Genomic DNA, 17,810 nt, shown 5'->3' on the forward strand with positions numbered 1-17,810 from the left:
GAGCCGAACAGGTACAGCCAGTAGGCGAACATGTTCAGCCGCGGGAAGGCGACGTCGGGGGCGCCGATCTGGAGCGGCATGATCCAGTTCGCGAAACCGGCGAACAGCGGCGTCGCGAACATCAGCAGCATGATCGTGCCGTGCATCGTGAACGCCTGGTTGAACTGCTCGTTCGACATGATCTGCAAGCCGGGGCGGGCGAGCTCGGCGCGCATGAAGAGCGCCATCACGCCACCGACGCAAAAGAACGCGAACGACGTGACCAGATAGAGCGTTCCGATTGTTTTGTGATCCGTGGTCGTCAGCCACTTGAGGTGTCTCATGCCCCGCCTGTGTCCGACCGCGGCCCGGACGTCACACTTCGGGGGCGCGACGAGAATCACGGAAACGGCTGTGACGATCCCGAGGGTGCCGGACACGAACGGAACATGAGCAACGACGACGACTTCGCCGCTGCCTATCGCGAGCACTACTGGGCGGTCAGCCGCTATGTCGCGCGGCGACTGGACGGGCGTACCGACGACGTGGAGGAAGTGGTGGCGGAGGTGTTCACGGTCGCCTGGCGCCGACGGACCGACCTCCCGGACACCCCGCTGCCCTGGCTGTACGGGGTGGCCCGCAACTGCCTGGCGAACGCGGTACGGGGGCAGGGGCGCCGGCGGCGACTGGTGGACCGGCTGGGCCACGACGACACCGCGCACCGGCGGCACATCGAGGCGGGCCCCGACGCGGAGACCCCCGGCGCCTGGGTGCACGAGGCGCTGGCCCGGCTCTCCCCGGCGGACCAGGAGGTGCTGCGGCTGACGGCCTGGGAGGAACTCGGCATCGACGAGGTCGCCGTCGTCCTCGGCTGCGGCAGCCGGGCCGCGTCGATGCGGCTGCACCGGGCCCGGCGCCGGCTCAGAGCCGAGATCGACCGGACGAGTCCCACGAGCACCACGAGCCTCGCGAAGGAAGCGAAGGAATACGGCCATGGCTGATGAACTCGAACTCCTGCGCCGTGCCAACCCGGTGCCCACCGACGCCCCCCACTTCGGCGACGGCCCCCTCGACCAGAACGCCGAGCGACGGCTCAACCGGCTGCTGCGGCAACGGACTTCGCGCCGCCCCCGGCTCTACTGGGGCCTCGCGGCCACCGCGGTCGTCGCCGCGCTGGTGTCGGCGCTGCTGTTCGCCGACCAGACCACCGCGCCGGCGGTCGCCGCACCCCGCCCGCTGATCGTGCAGGCCGACTCCACCCCCGTACCCCTGGAAACCCTGGCCGGACGGGCGCGCGCGGCCGAGGCCGGGGCCGAGCTCCGCAAGGGCACCCATGTGAAGTCATGGAGCCTGGGCATGAGCGAGGACAAGCCCCCGATCACCTATCCGGAGGAGCGCATCGTGCGCTGGCACGCCGACGACAGCCACACGGAGATCGTCGACGACGGCCGCCACCGCACCGAGCGCACGTACCCGCCCAGTTGGAGCGACGCACCACCGCAGTCCCCGCCCCCGCACGACGTCGCCCGCCTGCGCGCCTACCTCCAGGAGGCCACGTACAGCAAGGAGAAGCTGGACACCGGCGAGTTTCTCTACGCCGTCAAGGTGCTCCTCAACACCTGGACCCTGGGCGCCCGCGAGACGGCGACGCTCGCCCAACTCCTCGCGGAGGCCGACGGGTTGAAGCCCGTCGGGCAGGTCATCGACCGGCTCGGGCGGCGCGGACAGGCGTATGTCCACGAGCGGTCCGGCACCCGCAGCATGCTGATCATGGACCCGGCGACCGGTGCCGTACTCGGGCTGGAGACCACCTTCACGGAGGCCGAGCCCGAGTACGGCGTCAAGGCCGGCGATGTCATGGAGTACAGCGCCTGGATGCGCTGACTCAGGCCCCGAGCTGCCGGGCGGCGGCGTCCACCGTCTGCTCCAGCAGCGTGGCGATGGTCATCGGGCCGACGCCGCCCGGCACCGGGGTGATCAGGGAGGCCCGCTCCACGGCGGAGTCGAAGTCGACGTCGCCGATGTTCCCCTCGTTGTACCCGGCGTCGATCACCACGGCGCCGGGCTTGATGTCCTGCCCCTTGATGAGCTTGGGCCGGCCCACCGCGGCGACCACGATGTCCGCCTCCCGGACGGCCGCCGACAGGTCCGCCGTCCGCGAGTGGCAGTACGTCACCGTCGCGTCCCGGGCGAGCAGCAGCATCCCGGCCGGCTTGCCGAGGATCGCGCTGCGGCCGACGACCACCGCCCGCTTGCCGGACGGGTCGACGCCGTACTCGTCGAGGAGCCGCATGATGCCGCCCGGCGTGCAGGACACGAAGCCCGGCAGACCGAAGCTCATCGTCGCGAACGAGGCGAAGGTGACCCCGTCGACGTCCTTCTCGGGCGCGATCGCCTCGAACGCGGCCCGCTCGTCGATGTGCTCGCCCATCGGGTGCTGGAGCAGGATGCCGTGCACGGCGGGATCGGCGGACAGCTCCTTGAGCGTGCCCACCAGTTCCTCGGTGGTGGTCGCCGCGGGCAGCTCCACATGCCGGGAGGCGATGCCGGCCTTGCGGCAGCGGTTCTGCTTCATCCGGACGTAGGTCACGGAGGCGGGGTCCTCGCCCACCAGGACGGTGGCGAGACAGGGGGTGGTGCCGGTGCGTTCGGTGAGGTCGGCGGCGCGCTTGCCGGTCTCCTCCACGATCCGCCGGGCGAGCGCGGTGCCGTCCATGAGCCGGGCCTGAGACATGATCCACTCCTGGGCTGGTAGTAGGTTCGCCCAGGCGCACGGCATCAGGTCCTGCGGTCCGCTCCCCGGTGGTGCTCCACCTCAGCGCCAGTCACGGCCCGCCGACAGCCTACCTGCCCTGCGGAGGCGCGGTCGGATCGATCCCGGCCAGGAACCCGGCCGCCTGGCCGTGCAGATGACCGGCGCCGATCGCCTCGGCCCAGCGGGCGATCTCCGTGGCCAGCGCGGTCGCGCCGCCCTCGTCGCCGGTGTCGCGGGCCAGCACCGCCAGCAGCATCTGCTGGCTGAGCACCCCCGGGATCATCCCCGCCCGGGCGCCGAGCGCGGTGGCCCGCCGCCAGCGCTCCAGGGCCCGCTCGTGCTCGCCGGCGTCGTGGTCGTGGTCGCCGAGGTGCCGCAGCGCCTCCCGGACCAGCAGGTCGTCGCCGCCGGACTCGCCCGCGCGCAGGGCGGCCTCGTAGTGGGCGGGTGCCGCGTCACGCTCGCCGAAGAGATTGTCGGTGATGAGCCCCAGATACATCGAGGCCCAGCCCCGCCGCACCTCGTCGGGCGCGCCCTCGCGCAGGGCCTGTCCGCGGCGCCGGAGTTCCGCGAGGGCATCCGGCGCCTTGCCCTCGGGGCCGTGCCGGGAGGCGCCGTCGGGGCGCAACAGCCGCAGGTAGTCGTGGCGCAGCCGCACGAAGTCCAGGTCCCAGTCCCCGCCCGGCACCTCCTTCTCCGCCCGCTCGGCGCGGTCGGCGGTGAGCCGCGTACCGCCGAACCAGTCGCTCTCCAGGGCGACTTCGGCCGCCGCGAGGGCGAGGCGCGCGCGGTCCTCGGGTGCCTCGCACGTCGTCGTGTCCAGCAGGCGCAGCGCTCGCTGCCATCGTCCTGCCAACGCCAAGTCCCTTGCGGAGGCGAGGAGTTCGTCGAGATCGACGAAAGTGCTCGTGGTGTTCGTCATGACAGGGGAAGGTAGTGAGAGAAAAAACCATCCACAAGGAAATCACTGCGGGAGGCAGACAATGGAGGACTCCGTCGACCGGCATGTCGCGGCGTGGTCGAAGGAACTCGTCTGGATGGACCCGGTGAAGGAGGCCATCTACGCACGGCTGGCGAAGCTCGCCCGGCACGCCTCCCAGGCCCGCCGCGACGCCCTCGACTCCGACGGGCTGCGGCACTGGCAGTACAAGGTGCTGCTGACGCTGCGCCGGAACGGCCCGCCCTACACCGCGAGTCCCTCGGAACTCGCCGACCGGCTGGGGCTGACGCGGGGCGCGCTGTCGGCGCGGCTGGCGCCGCTGGAGGAGGCCGGGCTGATCGCCCGTACGCACGAGAGCGGCGACCGGCGCAGAGTGCGGGTCCGGCTCACCGATGCCGGGAACGCCGCGTTCGAACAGCACGCGGCGGCGGAGGAAGCGAACGAGCTCGCGCTCCTCGCAGTACTGACCGCAGCAGAGCAACGGACGCTAGCCGACCTGTTGCGGAAGCTCGTCGTGGCCGCGGAGCGCGGACCGGAGCGGCCCGCATCGCGAAGGTCCAGGTCAGCCGAGTCGTGATCTGGACCTTCGGCAACCGCCTCCCTACTCGTCCCATGCCTGGATCATCGTCTGCTCGGCGATCTTGCCGTCCCGCAGCGTGATCATCGACTCCGCGAAGACCCGGACCCCGTCCGAGTACTCACAGGACTCGGTGTACGCGGCGCGGTCTCCCTGGACGATGCACTCCTCCAGCTTGTGCGTCTTGATGTCGCGGCTGTAGACGTCCTCCAGAAGCTCGGCGATCTCGTCCCGGCCGTGCAGCACCCTCGGGCTGCTGGGCTGGGTGTTGCGGTCCACGACGCGCAACTCGGCGTCGTCCGTGTAGAGCGACAGCAGATTCGCCGCCGTGCTTCCCTCGATGCCCCGGCGCAGTGTGTCGGTGCTGAACCCGGTGCCCATGTCGACCTCCTGCGAGGCCCGCGGCAGACGGGAGCGGGCCGCGTGGGCCTCTTCTTCGAGACTCCTCCGCCCCGCCGGGCTCGGCAAGCGCAGCGGCCGCACTCCGCCTGACGGGTGAGGAGGACCCGGTGCCCGTGTCCACGGCGGGCCTGTCGGCGTTGCTGAAAACATGATCTCCACTCGACGTATCGCCGCCGTCGTAGGCCTCGCCGCCGGCGTCGCCGGTCTCGCCGCTCCGATGGCGAGCGCGGCCCCCGAGGAAGCGGGCGCCGCCCCCCTCAGCCCGATGGCCACGCTCGACTCGCTCACCGTCAGCGACCTGCCCGCGCAGTACAAGGACGCGATCCCGCGGCCCTCCAGGCAGCTGGCCGAGCTCAACAAGCTGAACGACCTGAACCAGCTGAGCCAGGTGACCGACCTCGCCGCCCCCGTCACCCAGCTGCTGCCGGGAATCCAGTACTGACACCAACGCGTACGTCCACACCGAGGGCCGCCCGGCCGAGCACAGCCGGGCGGCCCTTGACATTGTTGCCGGTTGAACAGAGCATGCGCTTAGAAATGAATCTTGGTTCACGTGGCGAACAAAGAGGTCCGCATCATGCCCATCACGCGCGAACTGTTCATCGGCGGCAAGGACGTGCCCGCCGCCTCCGGCCGCACGGCGGAGGACCTCAACCCCTACACGGGCGAGGTGTACGCGACCGTCGCGGCCGCGGGCCCGGAGGACGTGCGGCGGGCCGTGGACGCGGCCGACGCGGCGTTCCCCGAGTGGGCCGCGCTGGCCCCCTTCGCGCGGCGCGCCATCCTCCTCAAGGCCGCCGACCTCCTCGACGGCAAGGGCGACCAGGTCGCCGAGCTGATGGCCCACGAGGCCGGCGGCACCCGGCCCTGGGCGCACTTCAACGTCTACCTCGCCGCGAACATGCTGCGCGAGGCCGCCGCCGCCGTGACCGCGCCGCGCGGCGAGGTCCTCACCGCCCAGGAACAGGGCGCGCTCGGCCTCGCGGTCCGCGAACCGGTGGGCGTGGTCGCCGCGTTCGCGCCGTGGAACGCGCCGGTCATCCTCGGCGTCCGGGCGGTCGCCGCACCGCTGGCCGCCGGAAACACGGTCGTCGTCAAGGCGAGCGAGGACGCGCCCATCGCCTGCGCTCTGTTCGTGGCGGACGTGCTCCGCGAGGCGGGCCTGCCCGACGGTGTCCTCAACGTCGTCACCAACGCCCGGGAGGACGCGGCCGGGATCGCCGAGGCCCTGATAGCCGACCCGCGGGTCCGCGCGGTGAACTTCACCGGCTCCACGGGCGTCGGCCGGATCATCGGCGAGCACGCGGCCCGTCATCTCAAGCCCGCCGTCCTGGAGTTGGGCGGCAAGAACTCCGTCATCGTGCTGAACGACGCCGACGTCGACTACGCGGTGGACGCCGTCACCTTCAGCGTCTTCATGAACGCCGGGCAGATCTGCATGTCCGGCGACCGGATCCTCGTCCACGAGTCCCTCGCCGAGGAGTTCACCCGCAAGTTCACCGCCAAGACGGCCTCGCTCCAGGCCGGCGACCCGGGCGACCCGCACACCGTGGTCGGTCCGCTCGTCGCCGCCTCCGCCGCACAGCGCGTGGCCGGGCTGGTCGAGGACGCCGTGGCCAAGGGCGCGAAGGTCCTCACCGGCGGCGGCAAGCCCGACGGCGCGGTCCACCCGGCGACCGTCCTCACCGATGTCCCGAAGGACGCCGAGCTGTACCACGCGGAGGCGTTCGGGCCGGTCTGCGTGGTCGAGACGTTCTCCGACGACGACACCGCCGTGACCGTCGCCAACGACACCGAGAACGGTCTGACCTGCGGCATCATCACCGAGAACGCCACCCACGGACTGGCTGTCGCACGCCGGATCCGCACCGGCATCGTGCACATCAACGACCAGTCGGTGGCCGACGAACCCCAGGCCCCCTTCGGCGGCTTCAAGGCCTCCGGATACGGCCGCTTCGGCGGACGCTGGGGCCTGGAGGCCTTCTCCAACACCCGCTGGGTGACCATCGCCACCCAGCAGGCGCACTACCCCTTCTAGACCCCTGACTCCGGCCCGGCGTCCAGGAAGTGGAAGCCGGGCCGGGGGTGCATCAGGAACTCGTGGTGGGAGATGTTCCACGCGTAGGCCCCCGCCAGCGAGAACGCCACCCGGTCCCCGGCTCGCAGCCCCGGCGCGGGCACCCGGCGCGCGAGGACGTCCTTCGGCGTGCACAACTGCCCCGCCAGCGTGACGTGTTCGCCCTCGGCGGCCGGTCGCGGCCAAGGGTGCGGCCAGTCGTCCACCTTCAGTACGGCACAGGGCTGGTCGTGCCCCTTCGTCGCCGGGGTCCGCAGATGGTGCGTGCCGCCCCGGACGACGCCGAACTCCTCGCCGTGACTGTGCTTCACGTCCAGCACCTCCGTGACGTACCAGCCGCAGTACGCCGTCAGTGCCCGCCCCGGTTCGATGCGCAAGGTCAACCCCGGGTGCCGTTCGGCGAGTCGGGCGAGCCCCTTCCCGTAGGTGCCCCAGTCGAAGCGGCGGTCCGGGTCGCCGTAGTCGACCTGCATGCCGCCCCCGACGTTGACCTCCGCGAGCGGCACCCCCAGCCCAACGGCCCAGGCCACGACCGCCTCGGCCACGGCGAGTTGCTCCAGCGCCTCCAGACCGCTGGCCAAGTGGGCGTGGATGCCCCGCAGTTCGAGATGCGGGTAGGTGCCGTCCGTGAGGGCGCGCACGACCCGCGAGGCCTCAGCCGGATCCATGCCGAACGGCGTCGGCCGCCCGCCCATCGCCAGCGAGCTGCCCGCCAACGAGCCGTCGGACAACGGCAGATTGACCCGGGGCAGCACCGCGACGCGCCGTCCCGGCTGCCGCGACAGCTCGGCCAGCACGCGCAGCTCGTGCTCGCTCTCGACGTGGAAGCGCTCCACCCCGTGCTCCAGTGCGGCCCGCACCTCGTCCGGCGTCTTCCCCGGCCCGCCGAACGCCAGCGGCCGACCCGGCACCGCCCGTGCGACATGGGCGAGTTCGCCGCCCGAGGACACCTCGTAGCCGTCGACGTACGGACCGAGCGCGGCCAGGATCTCCGGCTCGGGGTTCGCCTTCGCGGCGTAGTACAGCTCGACCCGCTCGGGGAGGGCGGCCCGGACGGCGGCGGCGTGGGCCCGCAGTGCCGCCAAGTCGTAGACGTACGCGGGCAGTTCGGGCGCCGGCAGGGTCAGGGCGCGGTCGTGCACGGCGGGGGTCATCGGGTGCTCCCGGAGAGGATGTCCTCCGCGAGGGGGGACGGCAGACGGACGTATCCGGCCTCGCGGTCGGCCTTGCGCTCCCAGCGGGTCAGCAGGTTCGCCTTGGCGGGCAGCGGCACCCCGGCGAGCAGCGCGGCGAGCCGCGGCGGGCAGCCGAGGCGGTCGGCGTAGGCCCGGAGCGTCTCCCGCACCCGCCCCCACAGCGCGGCCTCCGCCCCCGGGTGCAGGTCGGCGAGGGCGGCGAGCAGCTCGGCGACATGGTTGACCAGCAGGCAGTAGACGACCCGGTCCCAGCCGCGCTGGGCGTCGTACGTCATCGGCCCGGCAACCTCCGGCGGCAGCGCGGCGAGGGTGTCGGCGTGGTGCTCGGGGACGAGCTTGGTGCCCTCCAGGTCGCGGAAGAGGACCTGGGCGGGCATGCCGTCGTCGGCCACGCAGACCAGGACGTTCTGGAGGTGGGGTTCGAGGACCAGGCCGTGGTCGAAGTAGGCGGCCAGCACCGGCGGGAGCAGCAGGTCGAGATAGGCCGACCACCAGTCGAGGGCCGTCCGTTCGTCCGCCGCGCCGAGCAGACGGGAGATGTGCGCGGCGCTGCTCGGGTACTCGTCGGCCACGGCCGCCGCCAGCAGGGGAGTGGTGCCCGGGGCGAGCCGGGCGGGGAGCCCCTCGCGGACGATGACTCCGAAGCCCTCGAACAGGGCGCGGTCCGGGGTGCCGTCCGGGCCGGGCAGGGCGAGCGTGCGGTAGGCGGGCTCGCGGAGCACCGCGCTGCCGGGGAAGCGCTCGGCGAGGTCGGCCAGGGCCGGAGCCAGGACGCGGGTCAGGGCGACGGCGCCGGAGAGTTCGTAACTGCTGTTCTTGCGCAGGCAGTTGGTGATGCGCACGTTCAGGCTGCACTTGAGGAAGGTCTCCCCGTCGTAGAGCGTGCGCACGGACGCGGTCGCGGCGAAGAGCCGCCCGCCCGGACCGAGGTCCAGGACATCGCCGTCGTCCAGCGCCGACTTGAGCGCCGGGTGCTCGCGGAGCGTGTCGTACTGCCAGGGGTGCGCGGGCAGCAGACGGTAGCCGTCCGGGACGCCGGGGCGCAGCCGGTCCAGGGCGGCGGTGGCCGAGGGGTGCGCGGACTCCTCGGCGATCAGGTGCTCCCGCGCGGCGAGATACCGCAGCGGGAAGGCGGCCCCGACCTCCGGGGCGTAGGCCGACCAGGCGCGCGGGTCGCCGGTGCGGGCCTTGGGGGTGGGGTGGAAGCGGTGACCGAAGAGCAGGGACTGCTCGGAGGCGAGGTAGGCGTCGGTCGGCGAGGTGCGGGTGCCGGCGAGCCCTGCTGTCACGGCCTCGTGGCTGGAGGCGACCTGCTCCAGGAACTCGTCGTTGCGCACCCCGGTCCGCAGCGCCAGCTCGTCGTGCGTGTACTCGGCCAGCCGCCGCCAGTCCACCTCGGCCCAGCCGCCGTCGCGCTGTTCGTGCACGGCACCGCTGAACCGGTGCGCGCCCAGCAGCGAGGTGCGGCGCAGGGCGACCCGCAGCAGCACTCCGCGGCGCGGCAGGCGCAGCAGGAGCCCGCCGTCGGTGACGACGCTCTGGTGCTCGGGTCCGGAGACCTCGCGCAGCAGGCAGTTGAGGAGGGTGTGGGCGACGACCTCGTCGGCGGTGGGCAGTTCCGTATGGGTGAGCGAGGGCATCAGCGGCTCCAGCGGGGGGTCATGGAGGGGAGGAGGGTCACCACGGCGGTGAGCGCGGCGGCGGCGCCCCCGGTCAGCACGGGGGCGGCCGGGCCGAAGCGGGCGCTGCCGACGGCCGCGGCGAGACCGGCGGCGACCGCGCCGGCCTTGGAGAAGAACTCCAGCGAGCCGAACATCCCGCCGGGCGCCCGGCCCTTGGCGCAGTCCGCCGCCAGCACCTGGAGGCAGACCAGACCGAGCGTGAGTCCGGCGCCGAGCAGCAGCCGTACGGCGATCAGCGCGGGCAGCGAGTCGACGAACCCGTGTCCGGCGAGACCGAGGGCGATGAGGAGGAAGCCCAGCACGATCCCGGCCCTGGGGCGGCTCCGGAACGCGGAGTGCACGGCCAGCGCGGCCACCAGATAGCACAGGTGAGGGAGGGCGAAGAGGACCCCGGACAGGATCGGGGACGTGCCCGGGAGGCGATTGTCGACCAGGGCGATGAGATAGGGGAAGGAGATGACGGTGGAGAAGACGAAGGCGAACTCGAGGGCGTAGAGGGCCTTGAGTGAGATCACCGGGGGTGTGGCGGCCACCGTTCGCGGCTCGCGCGTGGCGGGCTCGACCGGATCCGGCTCGGGCAGGGCCGCGAGCAGCAGGGCGGCCGTGAGCGGGAGGATCGCCAGGAGCGCGTACTGGCGGTGCGGTGACAGCCAGCCGGACAGGGCACCGACCACGATCGGCGCGAACACCAGAGCCGCGCGGGCGCTGCCCTGCATCAGCGTGAGCGCCTTCGACAGGGCGGGGCCCTCCAGGGCCGCGCCCAGATAGCCGTTGGAGGCGGCGAAGGTGCCGCCGAGGATGCCCTGAAGGACCAGCGCGAGGGTGAAGCCGGCGAGCGAGTCCGCCCAGCCCGCGAGCAGAAAGGCGACCGCGAGCCCCAACTGGGCGCGCAGCAGCAGCCGTTTGCGCCCGTACCGGTCGGCCAGCCGCCCCCACAGCGGGGCCGCGATCGCACCGAACACGGTCGGCACGACATAGAGCACGCCCGCCCAACGGGCCTCGCGGTCACCCAGCCCCGGCAGGATCTCGGTGAGATACGGCGGCAGACCCAGGGCCGCGAAGGAGGCCACGAAGTAGCAGCCCGCCACCGCGTGCACATGGCCCCGCCCAAACGCGGCCCGGGGTATCCGGAGGGTTTCGGCGGTCATGCCGAACCCCCTTGCCGCAGGAGGTAGTTGGGCCCGGTGGTGTAGTGCTTGTTGATGTCGGCCGCGCCCGACCGCTCCTTGGAGAGCAGCGTGCCGGCCGTGACCATCGCCTTCACCGGCAGCCGCGGGGCCTCCAGCACCCGGGCGCGCAGCACGGCGTCCGCGTCGCCGCCGAGCCGGTCCACCGCCTCGGTCAGCCGGTCCCGTACGAGATCCAGCAGCGCCCGCCGGTGCCGGGGGAGGCCGAACGCGTAGGCTCCCGCGCACAGATGGACCGTGATGGTGGCGAACAGGTCGGCGACCGGGCTGTCACCGGAGACATAGGTCCGCGCGTCGTCGAAGCCCCAGGGGCCGGGAAGCACGGCGCCGAGCCGCTTGGCGTTGACGCGGGGCCCGTCGTTGTCCTTGAACAGCAGCCGCAGCTCGCCCGGCCGCAGCACCAGGGAGATGTTCTGCTGATGCGACTCCAGGGCGATGCCGTACCCGAACAGCGTGGTCTGCCAGTCGAACAGCAAGGTCAGGAATGCGTCGAGCAGCGCGAGCGGGTCACCGCCGTAGAACCGGTCGGCGAGGTGGTCGATGACCGGCCGCCCGTCCGGGGCATCGGCGAGCAGGGCCGCCAGCGGCACGACCTCATCCGTGCCGCCCGTCGCGAAACGACGGCACAGGACCGCGAGCAGCTCGTGCCCGGCATGCGCGTACGTCGTCTCGTCGGCGTGCAGGATCCGGTCCCGGAACCGGGGCTCGCGGGCGATCACGGCTTCCAGCAGCCGCTGTCCCGCCGCGCCGTCCACGAGCGTGCCGGGCTTGATGGTCCGCTTGTTGCGCAGCCCCAACGTGGCGGTGGCCAACGGGAGTTTGAGATGCACCGACGGGCTGACGGCCACCGTGCGCATCGACAGCGTCGGTACGACCTCCAGATGCGCCCGATCCGCGAGCACCGCCCCGTCCGGGAGCCCCGCGTCCAGCAGGGCGCCGACGGTCAACGGGTGCACCGGCAGGGCGACATGCGTACCCTCCACCCCGGCCAGACCGAGCTGCCGGGGCGTCGGCCAGAAGTCGGGCAGCGTGCCGGTCAGGGTGACCGTCTCCCGGCGTAGGGCGATCCAGCGCAGCGCGAAACGGGGATGGAACTCCGGTGCGTACGACTGGAGTTGAGCCTCGGAGAGTCCCGAGCGGCCCCGGGCGGTCGGATAGACGGGATGGTCGAGACGGGCGGCGAGCGTGTCGTACGCCAGTGGGGGCCACCGCGTCGAGTCGTCGCCGAACGTCTCGGTGATGTCGGCCCGGGTGGCCGCGTGCAGCCGCAGGGTGGCCAGCGTCTGACGGCACTCCTCGGCGTAGGCGTCGAAGCCCCCGCGGTCCACCGGGTCCGCGAGCGCGCGCAGTGCGGCGAGGACGGTGTCGTACGAGGTCAGCTCGGCGCCGTCCGACTCGCGTACCAGCAGCGGCAGCCGGGCGGCGTACTCGCACTGGAAGCCGTCCTCGACGACGGGCAGCAGCAGCGCGTCGTCCGCGCCGGGCAGCCGCAGCCAGGGGCCGTCCGGGCGGTGCGTGAGTGTGCTGCCGGTGCGCAGGCCCACCACGTCCTCGCGGAGGAAGGCGCTGAGCACGCGGGTGACCAGTTCCTGCTCGCAGGCGTCGGTCGTCTCCTCGCGGGTGTCGGTCGTCGCGGCCGTCATGGCTGGATCTCCCAGCGCAGCCCGGCCAGGAAGTCGGCCGTCACCCGGTCCACGGTCGGCTGGTCGGTGCCGGTGGCGCGCAGGACGCCGAGGTAGTCGCGGTTGGTGCGGTACAGGTCGTGCCGCTCACCCACCGCGCGCAGCGGACGGTACGTCAAGTGGACGCCGTCCACCGTCAGTTCGGTCGCCTCGGGGGCGTCCGTGAGGGTGCCGGGGCGCTCGGCGCACGGGTACTCCAGGCGGGCCGCGCCGTCGCGGCGGGCGCCCAGGTCCCCGGCCAGCCGCTCGCCCAGGTGGGTGCGGAGGATGTGCTCGAAGAGCGGGATCTCCAGCAGCCGTGCCAGCAGCAGGTCGCACTGGTCGCCGATGGCCCGGTAGTTGACCTCGATGATCCGCGCCCGCCCCTCGTGCACCACGAACTCGGTGTGACAGGCGCCGAACCCGACACCGAGCGCGTCCAGTTGGGCGAGGACCTGCTCGACGACCGGCTCGGGGTGGGCCGGGACAAAGGTCAGGCGCTCCTCGATGAAGTAGGGCGGTGGCGACAGCTCGGTGTGGAAGCCGCCGAGGACATGCCGGGTGTGCCCGTCGCCCAGGGTTTCGAGGGTGTACAGCTCGCCGGGGAGGTACTCCTCGACGACCAGGACGGTGCCGGGACGCCGGTCGAAGATCTCCTTGGACCGGGTCATCAGGTCCTCGGCGGTGTCGACGAGGACGACGTCCTCGCTGGCCACGCCCTCGCGCGGCTTGAGGACACAGGGGTAGGGCGCGTCGAGCGCCGCCGGTTCCGTGAGCTCGGTCGACCACACGGTGTCCACGCCCGCCTCGGCCAGGCGGCGGCGCATCTCGGCCTTGTCCTTGCAGCGCAGGGTGGCCCGCCAGTCCTTGCCGGGAAGGCCGAAGTAGGCGGCGGCCAGGGCGGCCTGTGTCTGGAGGTGGTCGCTGTTGGTGAAGAGCGCGTCGGGGCGGTGGTGCGTGGAGACGCGGGTGACGACGGCCCGGAAGTCGCGGACGTCGCACTCCAGGATCTCGATGTCGGGATACGTGGCGCGGTGGGCGTCGGGGTGGTCGGTGAGGACGGTGACGTCCAGGCCGAGCCGGGCGGCCGCGGGCAGGAATCCCTCGGTGACGGAGTCGGTCGGATTGAGGGCGAGCAGATACAGACGCATGACTGGGTGAGAACTTCCGCTAGCGGGTGGGGGGTTGAAGGGGCGGGCCTCGGCCATGGCTGCGGCCCGCCCCGATTCAGCGGGAGTTACTTGGCGGGGAGTGCGACGCCGGTGGCCTTCGCGACGTCCGCGAGCATCTGCTCGGCGGCCTGGACGCCGATGCCGGACATCCACGTCTCGTCCGGGACCTCGAAGACCTTGCCGTTCTTGACGGACGGCAGGGACTTCCACACCGGGTTCGAAGTGACCTGCTTCTTCTGCGTCTTGTCGTCCACGTCGGCGGAGGTGACGAAGATCAGGTCGGCGTCGGCCTGGTCGATCTGCTCCGGGCTGACGTCCTTCATCGTGACCTCGGGGTCGTCGGACACCTGCGAGGACGGCCGCTTGAAGCCGATGTCGTTCAGGACGACACCGCTGTAGGAGTTGGACTGGTAGAGGCGGGTCGGACCGGCGATGAAGCGGACCACGGACGCGGTCGGCATGGTGCCGCCGTCCTTCTTCTTGATGGCCTCACCCAGCGCCTTGGCCCGTGTCTCGTACTCCTTGAGCTTGGCCGCGGCCTCCTTCTCCAGGCCCAGCGCCTCGGCGTGGACCTTCAGGTTCTCCTTCCAGACCCCGCCGGTGGTCTCGGTGAAGACGGTCGGGGCGATGGCGCTGAGCTTGTCGTAGACCTTCTCGTGCCGGATCTTGGAGGACAGGATCAGATCGGGCTTCAGCGAGGCGATCTTCTCCAGGTTGGGCTCCAGGAGTGGGCCGACATCGGCGGTGTTCTTCAACTCGCCCTTGAGATACGTCGGGAAGCCGCCCTCGGTCTTGAAGTGCGGGGCGACCGCGCCGACCGGGTCGATGCCGAGGAGCGTGACGTCGTCCAGCTCACCGGTGTCGAGGACGACGACCCGCTTGGGCTGGGAGGGGATCTTCACGTCCCCCATGGCGGTCTTGAGGGTGCGCGGGAAGGCGCCGCTCGTGTCGGCGGCGGGCTTCGCGGCGGCGGAGTCGTCGGACTCCGAGCTTCCGCACGCGGCCAGGGCGGCCGTACCGAGGGTGACGGCCAGGAGAGGGGCCAGAATCCGGCGGATTCCGGGCATGGCGAAGCGGTGGGACATGGGGGGTTGGTTCTTTCCGGGTAGGAGTTGATCAGACGGTGGCGGCGGAGTGCCGTACCGCGCTGCGCCCCTTTGACTGTTCGCCAACGGGGCGCTTTGAGCCGGTGTCGAGGGCCCGACCGTGCTCAGCCCTCCGGGCCTCCGCGCGCTCGGACCCTCGACACCGGCGCGCCCCGCCGGCTCAGTGGGATGACCAGCGGGGTGCCGGTCTCCGGGTCGGGGATGACCCGGCAGTCCACGTCGAACACGGACTTGACCAGCTCCGCGTCGAGGACGTCCGCCGGGGCTCCGGCGGCGGCGAGCAGGCCGTCCTTGAGGACCACCATGTGGTCCGCGTAACGGGCGGCCTGTCCGAGGTCGTGCAGCACCATGACCACGGTGCGGCCCGCCTCGGCGTGCAGGGCGGCCACCAGGTCGAGCACGTCGAGCTGGTGCCGCAGATCGAGGAAGGTGGTGGGTTCGTCGAGCAGGAGCAGCTCGGTGTCCTGGGCCAACGCCAGGGCGATCCAGGCGCGTTGGCGCTGACCGCCGGAGAGCCGGTCCACCGGCTGGTCGCGCAGGGCCGTGGTGCCGGTGCGTTCCAGGGCCTCGTCGACGGCCTTCTGGTCGGCGGCCGACCAGGGGCTCAGCAGCCGCTGGTGCGGATAGCGGCCGAGCCGGACGAGTGCCTCCACGGTGATCGCCTCGGGGGTGACCGGCTGCTGCGGCAGCAGACCCATGCGCAGGGCGAGGGACTTGGCCGACATGCGGTGGATGTCGGAGCCGTCGAGCGTGACCGTACCGGCGGCCGGGGCGAGCAGTCGGCTCAGCCCCCGCAACAGGGTCGATTTGCCACAGGCGTTGGGGCCGACGATCGCGGTCACGGCCCCGCCGGGGAGGGTGAGGTCGAGGCCGCCGACGACGACACGGTCGCCGTAGCGGAGGTCGAGGGACTGGGTGGCAAGCTGATTGAGGGTGTCCATCCGGTTCTCCGGTGCGGCCTTCATGCGTGACTCCTCTTCACGGGCGAGCTCTGCCGGAACATCAGCACCAGCAGCCAGGGCGCGCCGAGCGTGGCGGTGACCGCGCCGACCGGCAGCCCCTCGATCGGCAGCAGGTGCTGCACCACCAGGTCGGAGGCGAGCAGCAGCACCGCCCCGGTGAGACCGGCCAGCGCCAGGGACGCGGCGGTCGGCGGTCCGGTGACGAACCGCACGATGTGCGGCACCGCGAGCGCCACGAACGTCACCGGACCGGCGAGCGCGGCGGCCAGGGACGCCAACACGACGGCGAGGAAGAGCAGTTGGAGGCGGGCGGCGGCCGTGTTGAGGCCGAGGGCGCCCGCCGAGTCGTCACCGAGGTCGAGCACGGCCAGCCGGCGGTGCAGTACGAAGGCGGCGGCGAGCGCGAGCACCATGGCGCCGCCCGCTCCCCACACGTCCGTCCACGTCCGCCCGTACACCGAACCCGTGGTCCACTGGAGCGCGGAGCCGGCGAGCTCGGCCGGGAAGCGCACGATCATCAGGTTCACGGCGGCGGCGAGGCCCGCCTGCACCGCGAGTCCGGTGAGGACCAGGCGGGTCACGGCGAGTCCCGAGCCCCAGGCGAACACGCCGAGCAGCAGCGCCGAGAGGAGGCCGCCGCCCAGTGCCCCGAGCGGGATCAGGGTCTGCGAGGCCCCGGCGGCGATGAGCGCGACCGCGCCGAGCGAGGCGCCGCCGGTCACGCCCATGACGTCGGGGGAGGCCAGCGGGTTGCGGAACAGGCGTTGCAGCACGCACCCCGCCACCCCGAGCCCTGCGCCGCCGACGATCGCCGCCATGGACCGGGGCGCCCGGAACTGCTGCACCACGAGGACGTCCCCCGCGTCGCCGAGCCCGACCAGCGCGCGCAGCGCCGTGAGCGCGGGGATCCGCATCTCACCGGTCGTCAGGGAGACGGTGAGCAGGACGAACAGCGCCGCGGCCGCGGAGACGGCGTGGAGCAGGACGCGGGTGCGGCGGGTCGCGGGGCTCATCGGGTCGCCACCTTCCGGGCCAGCAGCGCCAGCAGGGGCGCGCCGAGGAACGCGGTCACGATGCCGACCTCCAGCTCCGAGGGGCGCATCACCATCCGGCCGAGCACATCGGCGGAGAGCAGCAGCAGCGGACCGGCGATCAGACAACCCGGCAGCAGCAGCCGGTGGTCGCCGCCGAGCAGCGGACGTACGAGATGGGGTGCGGCGAGCCCGATGAAGGCGATCGGCCCGGCCACCGCGACCGCGGACCCGGCGAGCAGGACCACCGCGACACCGCCGGCGAGCCGGATCCGGGCCACCGGAACACCCAGCGCCTGCGCCGAATCGTCGCCCAGCGCGAGGGCGTTGAGCGCGGGGGAGACGGCCAGTGCGACGACGATCCCGAGCAGCAGGGTCGGCAGGACCGGCCACAGCGTGTCCAGCGGCCGCCCCGACAGCGAGCCGGCCAGCCAGAAGCGTGCCTCGTCGAGGGTGCGCTGGTTGAGGAGCATCACCGCGGACGTCCAGGACAGCAGCACGAGTTGGAGCACGGTGCCGCCGAGCGCGAGGCGTACGGGGTCGATGTCCCCGGCGCGCCGGGCCAGCGCCTGTACGAAGAGGGCGGCGGCCGCGGCTCCCGCGAAGGCGAACCACACATATTCGACGGGGTCGTTGAGCTTGAGGGCGTAGATCGCGACGACGACCGCGAAGCCCGCGCCCGCGTTGATGCCGAGGGTCGTGGGGGAGGCCAGCGGGTTGCGGGTGATGCCCTGGGCGACGGCCCCGGCGACGCCGAGCGCGGCACCGACCGCGAGGCCGATGACGGTACGCGGCAGCCGCAGCCCGGTCACCACGAGCGCGTCCCGGCCGTGGGCGTGGCCGAACAGGGCGTCGGCCACGGTGGACAGGGGCACCGAACGGGCGCCGAGGGCGAGACTCAGGGCGGTGCAGAGGGTCAGGGCCGCGAGGCCGGTCAGAAGGAGCGGTATGTGCCTGAAGGCACGGAAGGGCACACCTGTGGGGGGTGCGCCCCGATGGGTCGCAGTCACGAGGCGTGAGCTTAGGTGAGGCTTGCTTTACTTTTCAACTGACTGTGGGATTCCTTTGAGCGGCTTTGACGTG

18 protein-coding genes and 1 riboswitch are annotated in these 17,810 nt (G+C 72.3%); of the genes, 5 read left to right on the forward strand and 13 right to left on the reverse strand.

What is annotated here, in order from left to right:
• Positions 1–323, reverse strand: a 323-nt coding sequence (locus ABZ928_RS46775) for a cbb3-type cytochrome c oxidase subunit I (protein ID WP_361534399.1), incomplete at its 3' end; no start/stop codon positions are given.
• A gap of 105 nt (positions 324–428) precedes the next feature.
• On the opposite strand from ABZ928_RS46775, the gene ABZ928_RS46780 reads away from it, so the two are divergent.
• Both ABZ928_RS46780 and ABZ928_RS46785 read left to right on the forward strand, forming a co-directional pair.
• On the forward strand, positions 429–980 hold the full coding sequence (locus ABZ928_RS46780; RefSeq protein ID WP_361534000.1) for a sigma-70 family RNA polymerase sigma factor: 552 nt from the start codon (positions 429–431) through the stop codon (positions 978–980).
• Positions 973–1,863 carry a CU044_5270 family protein gene (locus ABZ928_RS46785; protein WP_361534003.1) on the forward strand — a complete coding sequence of 297 codons (891 nt, stop codon included), beginning with the start codon at positions 973–975 and terminating at the stop codon, positions 1,861–1,863. Before ABZ928_RS46780 ends, ABZ928_RS46785 begins: the two co-directional genes overlap by 8 nt.
• 1 nt (position 1,864) lies before the next feature.
• Here ABZ928_RS46785 and ABZ928_RS46790 read toward each other — a convergent pair whose 3' ends face one another.
• Together ABZ928_RS46790 and ABZ928_RS46795 are read right to left on the reverse strand one after the other, a co-directional pair.
• The gene (locus ABZ928_RS46790; protein WP_361534006.1) at positions 1,865–2,713 is read right to left on the reverse strand and encodes a bifunctional 5,10-methylenetetrahydrofolate dehydrogenase/5,10-methenyltetrahydrofolate cyclohydrolase; all 849 of its coding nucleotides are present in this window, start codon (positions 2,711–2,713) and stop codon (positions 1,865–1,867) included.
• Positions 2,714–2,734: 21 nt separating this feature from the next.
• Positions 2,735–2,818: riboswitch (ZMP/ZTP riboswitch) on the reverse strand.
• Between the two features lie 4 nt (positions 2,819–2,822).
• Positions 2,823–3,656: a hypothetical protein gene (locus tag ABZ928_RS46795; RefSeq protein ID WP_361534009.1), complete on the reverse strand. Its 834-nt coding sequence runs from the start codon at positions 3,654–3,656 to the stop codon at positions 2,823–2,825.
• 61 nt (positions 3,657–3,717) lie between these two features.
• Here ABZ928_RS46795 and ABZ928_RS46800 point away from each other — a divergent pair, with 61 nt between their 5' ends.
• On the forward strand, positions 3,718–4,251 hold the full coding sequence (locus ABZ928_RS46800) for a MarR family transcriptional regulator (protein WP_361534012.1): 534 nt from the start codon (positions 3,718–3,720) through the stop codon (positions 4,249–4,251).
• A 24-nt stretch (positions 4,252–4,275) separates the two neighbouring features.
• On the opposite strand, the gene ABZ928_RS46805 is transcribed toward ABZ928_RS46800, so the two are convergent.
• Positions 4,276–4,632, reverse strand: a complete 357-nt coding sequence (locus tag ABZ928_RS46805) for a nuclear transport factor 2 family protein (RefSeq protein ID WP_361534015.1) — start codon at positions 4,630–4,632, stop codon at positions 4,276–4,278.
• A 169-nt stretch (positions 4,633–4,801) separates the two neighbouring features.
• Here ABZ928_RS46805 and ABZ928_RS46810 point away from each other — a divergent pair, with 169 nt between their 5' ends.
• On the forward strand, positions 4,802–5,095 hold the full coding sequence (locus tag ABZ928_RS46810) for a hypothetical protein (protein ID WP_361534018.1): 294 nt from the start codon (positions 4,802–4,804) through the stop codon (positions 5,093–5,095).
• A gap of 135 nt (positions 5,096–5,230) precedes the next feature.
• On the forward strand, positions 5,231–6,691 hold the full coding sequence (locus ABZ928_RS46815) for an aldehyde dehydrogenase family protein (protein WP_361534021.1): 1,461 nt from the start codon (positions 5,231–5,233) through the stop codon (positions 6,689–6,691).
• Here ABZ928_RS46815 and ABZ928_RS46820 read toward each other — a convergent pair.
• From ABZ928_RS46820 to ABZ928_RS46860, 9 genes are all read right to left on the reverse strand, one after another.
• Complete coding sequence (locus tag ABZ928_RS46820; protein WP_361534024.1) at positions 6,688–7,884, reverse strand: type III PLP-dependent enzyme; 1,197 nt, start codon at positions 7,882–7,884, stop codon at positions 6,688–6,690. The two genes, ABZ928_RS46815 and ABZ928_RS46820, sit on opposite strands and share 4 nt — an antisense overlap.
• A complete protein-coding gene (locus tag ABZ928_RS46825) occupies positions 7,881–9,566 on the reverse strand; it encodes an IucA/IucC family protein (RefSeq protein WP_361534027.1) in 1,686 nt (561 codons plus the stop codon). Before ABZ928_RS46825 ends, ABZ928_RS46820 begins: the two co-directional genes overlap by 4 nt.
• On the reverse strand, positions 9,566–10,756 hold the full coding sequence (locus ABZ928_RS46830; RefSeq protein ID WP_361534030.1) for an MFS transporter: 1,191 nt from the start codon (positions 10,754–10,756) through the stop codon (positions 9,566–9,568). The genes ABZ928_RS46825 and ABZ928_RS46830 overlap by 1 nt, the downstream gene beginning before the upstream one ends.
• On the reverse strand, positions 10,753–12,438 hold the full coding sequence (locus tag ABZ928_RS46835) for an IucA/IucC family protein (RefSeq protein WP_361534033.1): 1,686 nt from the start codon (positions 12,436–12,438) through the stop codon (positions 10,753–10,755). The genes ABZ928_RS46830 and ABZ928_RS46835 overlap by 4 nt, the downstream gene beginning before the upstream one ends.
• A complete protein-coding gene (locus tag ABZ928_RS46840; RefSeq protein ID WP_361534036.1) occupies positions 12,435–13,607 on the reverse strand; it encodes an ATP-grasp domain-containing protein in 1,173 nt (390 codons plus the stop codon). Before ABZ928_RS46840 ends, ABZ928_RS46835 begins: the two co-directional genes overlap by 4 nt.
• An 86-nt stretch (positions 13,608–13,693) precedes the next feature.
• On the reverse strand, positions 13,694–14,713 hold the full coding sequence (locus ABZ928_RS46845; protein ID WP_361534039.1) for an iron-siderophore ABC transporter substrate-binding protein: 1,020 nt from the start codon (positions 14,711–14,713) through the stop codon (positions 13,694–13,696).
• A gap of 125 nt (positions 14,714–14,838) precedes the next feature.
• Positions 14,839–15,699 carry an ABC transporter ATP-binding protein gene (locus ABZ928_RS46850; RefSeq protein ID WP_361534042.1) on the reverse strand — a complete coding sequence of 287 codons (861 nt, stop codon included), beginning with the start codon at positions 15,697–15,699 and terminating at the stop codon, positions 14,839–14,841.
• Entirely contained in the window at positions 15,696–16,709 is a 1,014-nt protein-coding gene (locus ABZ928_RS46855) for an iron ABC transporter permease (protein WP_361534045.1), read from the reverse strand. Before ABZ928_RS46855 ends, ABZ928_RS46850 begins: the two co-directional genes overlap by 4 nt.
• On the reverse strand, positions 16,706–17,701 hold the full coding sequence (locus ABZ928_RS46860; protein WP_361534402.1) for an iron ABC transporter permease: 996 nt from the start codon (positions 17,699–17,701) through the stop codon (positions 16,706–16,708). The genes ABZ928_RS46855 and ABZ928_RS46860 overlap by 4 nt, the downstream gene beginning before the upstream one ends.
• Positions 17,702–17,810: the final 109 nt, after the last annotated feature.

The organism is Streptomyces sp. NPDC046909, from assembly GCF_040644695.1.
Taxonomy (GTDB): Bacteria; Actinomycetota; Actinomycetes; order Streptomycetales; family Streptomycetaceae; genus Streptomyces.

What these genes read in the sequence shown, in the direction of transcription:
- ABZ928_RS46780 (WP_361534000.1), top strand. Translation starts at nt 429, where the DNA reads ATGAGCAACGACGACGACTTCGCCGCTGCCTATCGCGAGCACTACTGG.
- ABZ928_RS46785 (WP_361534003.1), top strand. Translation starts at nt 973, where the DNA reads ATGGCTGATGAACTCGAACTCCTGCGCCGTGCCAACCCGGTGCCCACC.
- ABZ928_RS46790 (WP_361534006.1), bottom strand. Translation starts at nt 2,713, where the DNA reads ATGTCTCAGGCCCGGCTCATGGACGGCACCGCGCTCGCCCGGCGGATC.
- ABZ928_RS46795 (WP_361534009.1), bottom strand. Translation starts at nt 3,656, where the DNA reads ATGACGAACACCACGAGCACTTTCGTCGATCTCGACGAACTCCTCGCC.
- ABZ928_RS46800 (WP_361534012.1), top strand. Translation starts at nt 3,718, where the DNA reads ATGGAGGACTCCGTCGACCGGCATGTCGCGGCGTGGTCGAAGGAACTC.
- ABZ928_RS46805 (WP_361534015.1), bottom strand. Translation starts at nt 4,632, where the DNA reads ATGGGCACCGGGTTCAGCACCGACACACTGCGCCGGGGCATCGAGGGA.
- ABZ928_RS46810 (WP_361534018.1), top strand. Translation starts at nt 4,802, where the DNA reads ATGATCTCCACTCGACGTATCGCCGCCGTCGTAGGCCTCGCCGCCGGC.
- ABZ928_RS46815 (WP_361534021.1), top strand. Translation starts at nt 5,231, where the DNA reads ATGCCCATCACGCGCGAACTGTTCATCGGCGGCAAGGACGTGCCCGCC.
- ABZ928_RS46820 (WP_361534024.1), bottom strand. Translation starts at nt 7,884, where the DNA reads ATGACCCCCGCCGTGCACGACCGCGCCCTGACCCTGCCGGCGCCCGAA.
- ABZ928_RS46825 (WP_361534027.1), bottom strand. Translation starts at nt 9,566, where the DNA reads ATGCCCTCGCTCACCCATACGGAACTGCCCACCGCCGACGAGGTCGTC.
- ABZ928_RS46830 (WP_361534030.1), bottom strand. Translation starts at nt 10,756, where the DNA reads ATGACCGCCGAAACCCTCCGGATACCCCGGGCCGCGTTTGGGCGGGGC.
- ABZ928_RS46835 (WP_361534033.1), bottom strand. Translation starts at nt 12,438, where the DNA reads ATGACGGCCGCGACGACCGACACCCGCGAGGAGACGACCGACGCCTGC.
- ABZ928_RS46840 (WP_361534036.1), bottom strand. Translation starts at nt 13,607, where the DNA reads ATGCGTCTGTATCTGCTCGCCCTCAATCCGACCGACTCCGTCACCGAG.
- ABZ928_RS46845 (WP_361534039.1), bottom strand. Translation starts at nt 14,713, where the DNA reads ATGTCCCACCGCTTCGCCATGCCCGGAATCCGCCGGATTCTGGCCCCT.
- ABZ928_RS46850 (WP_361534042.1), bottom strand. Translation starts at nt 15,699, where the DNA reads ATGAAGGCCGCACCGGAGAACCGGATGGACACCCTCAATCAGCTTGCC.
- ABZ928_RS46855 (WP_361534045.1), bottom strand. Translation starts at nt 16,709, where the DNA reads ATGAGCCCCGCGACCCGCCGCACCCGCGTCCTGCTCCACGCCGTCTCC.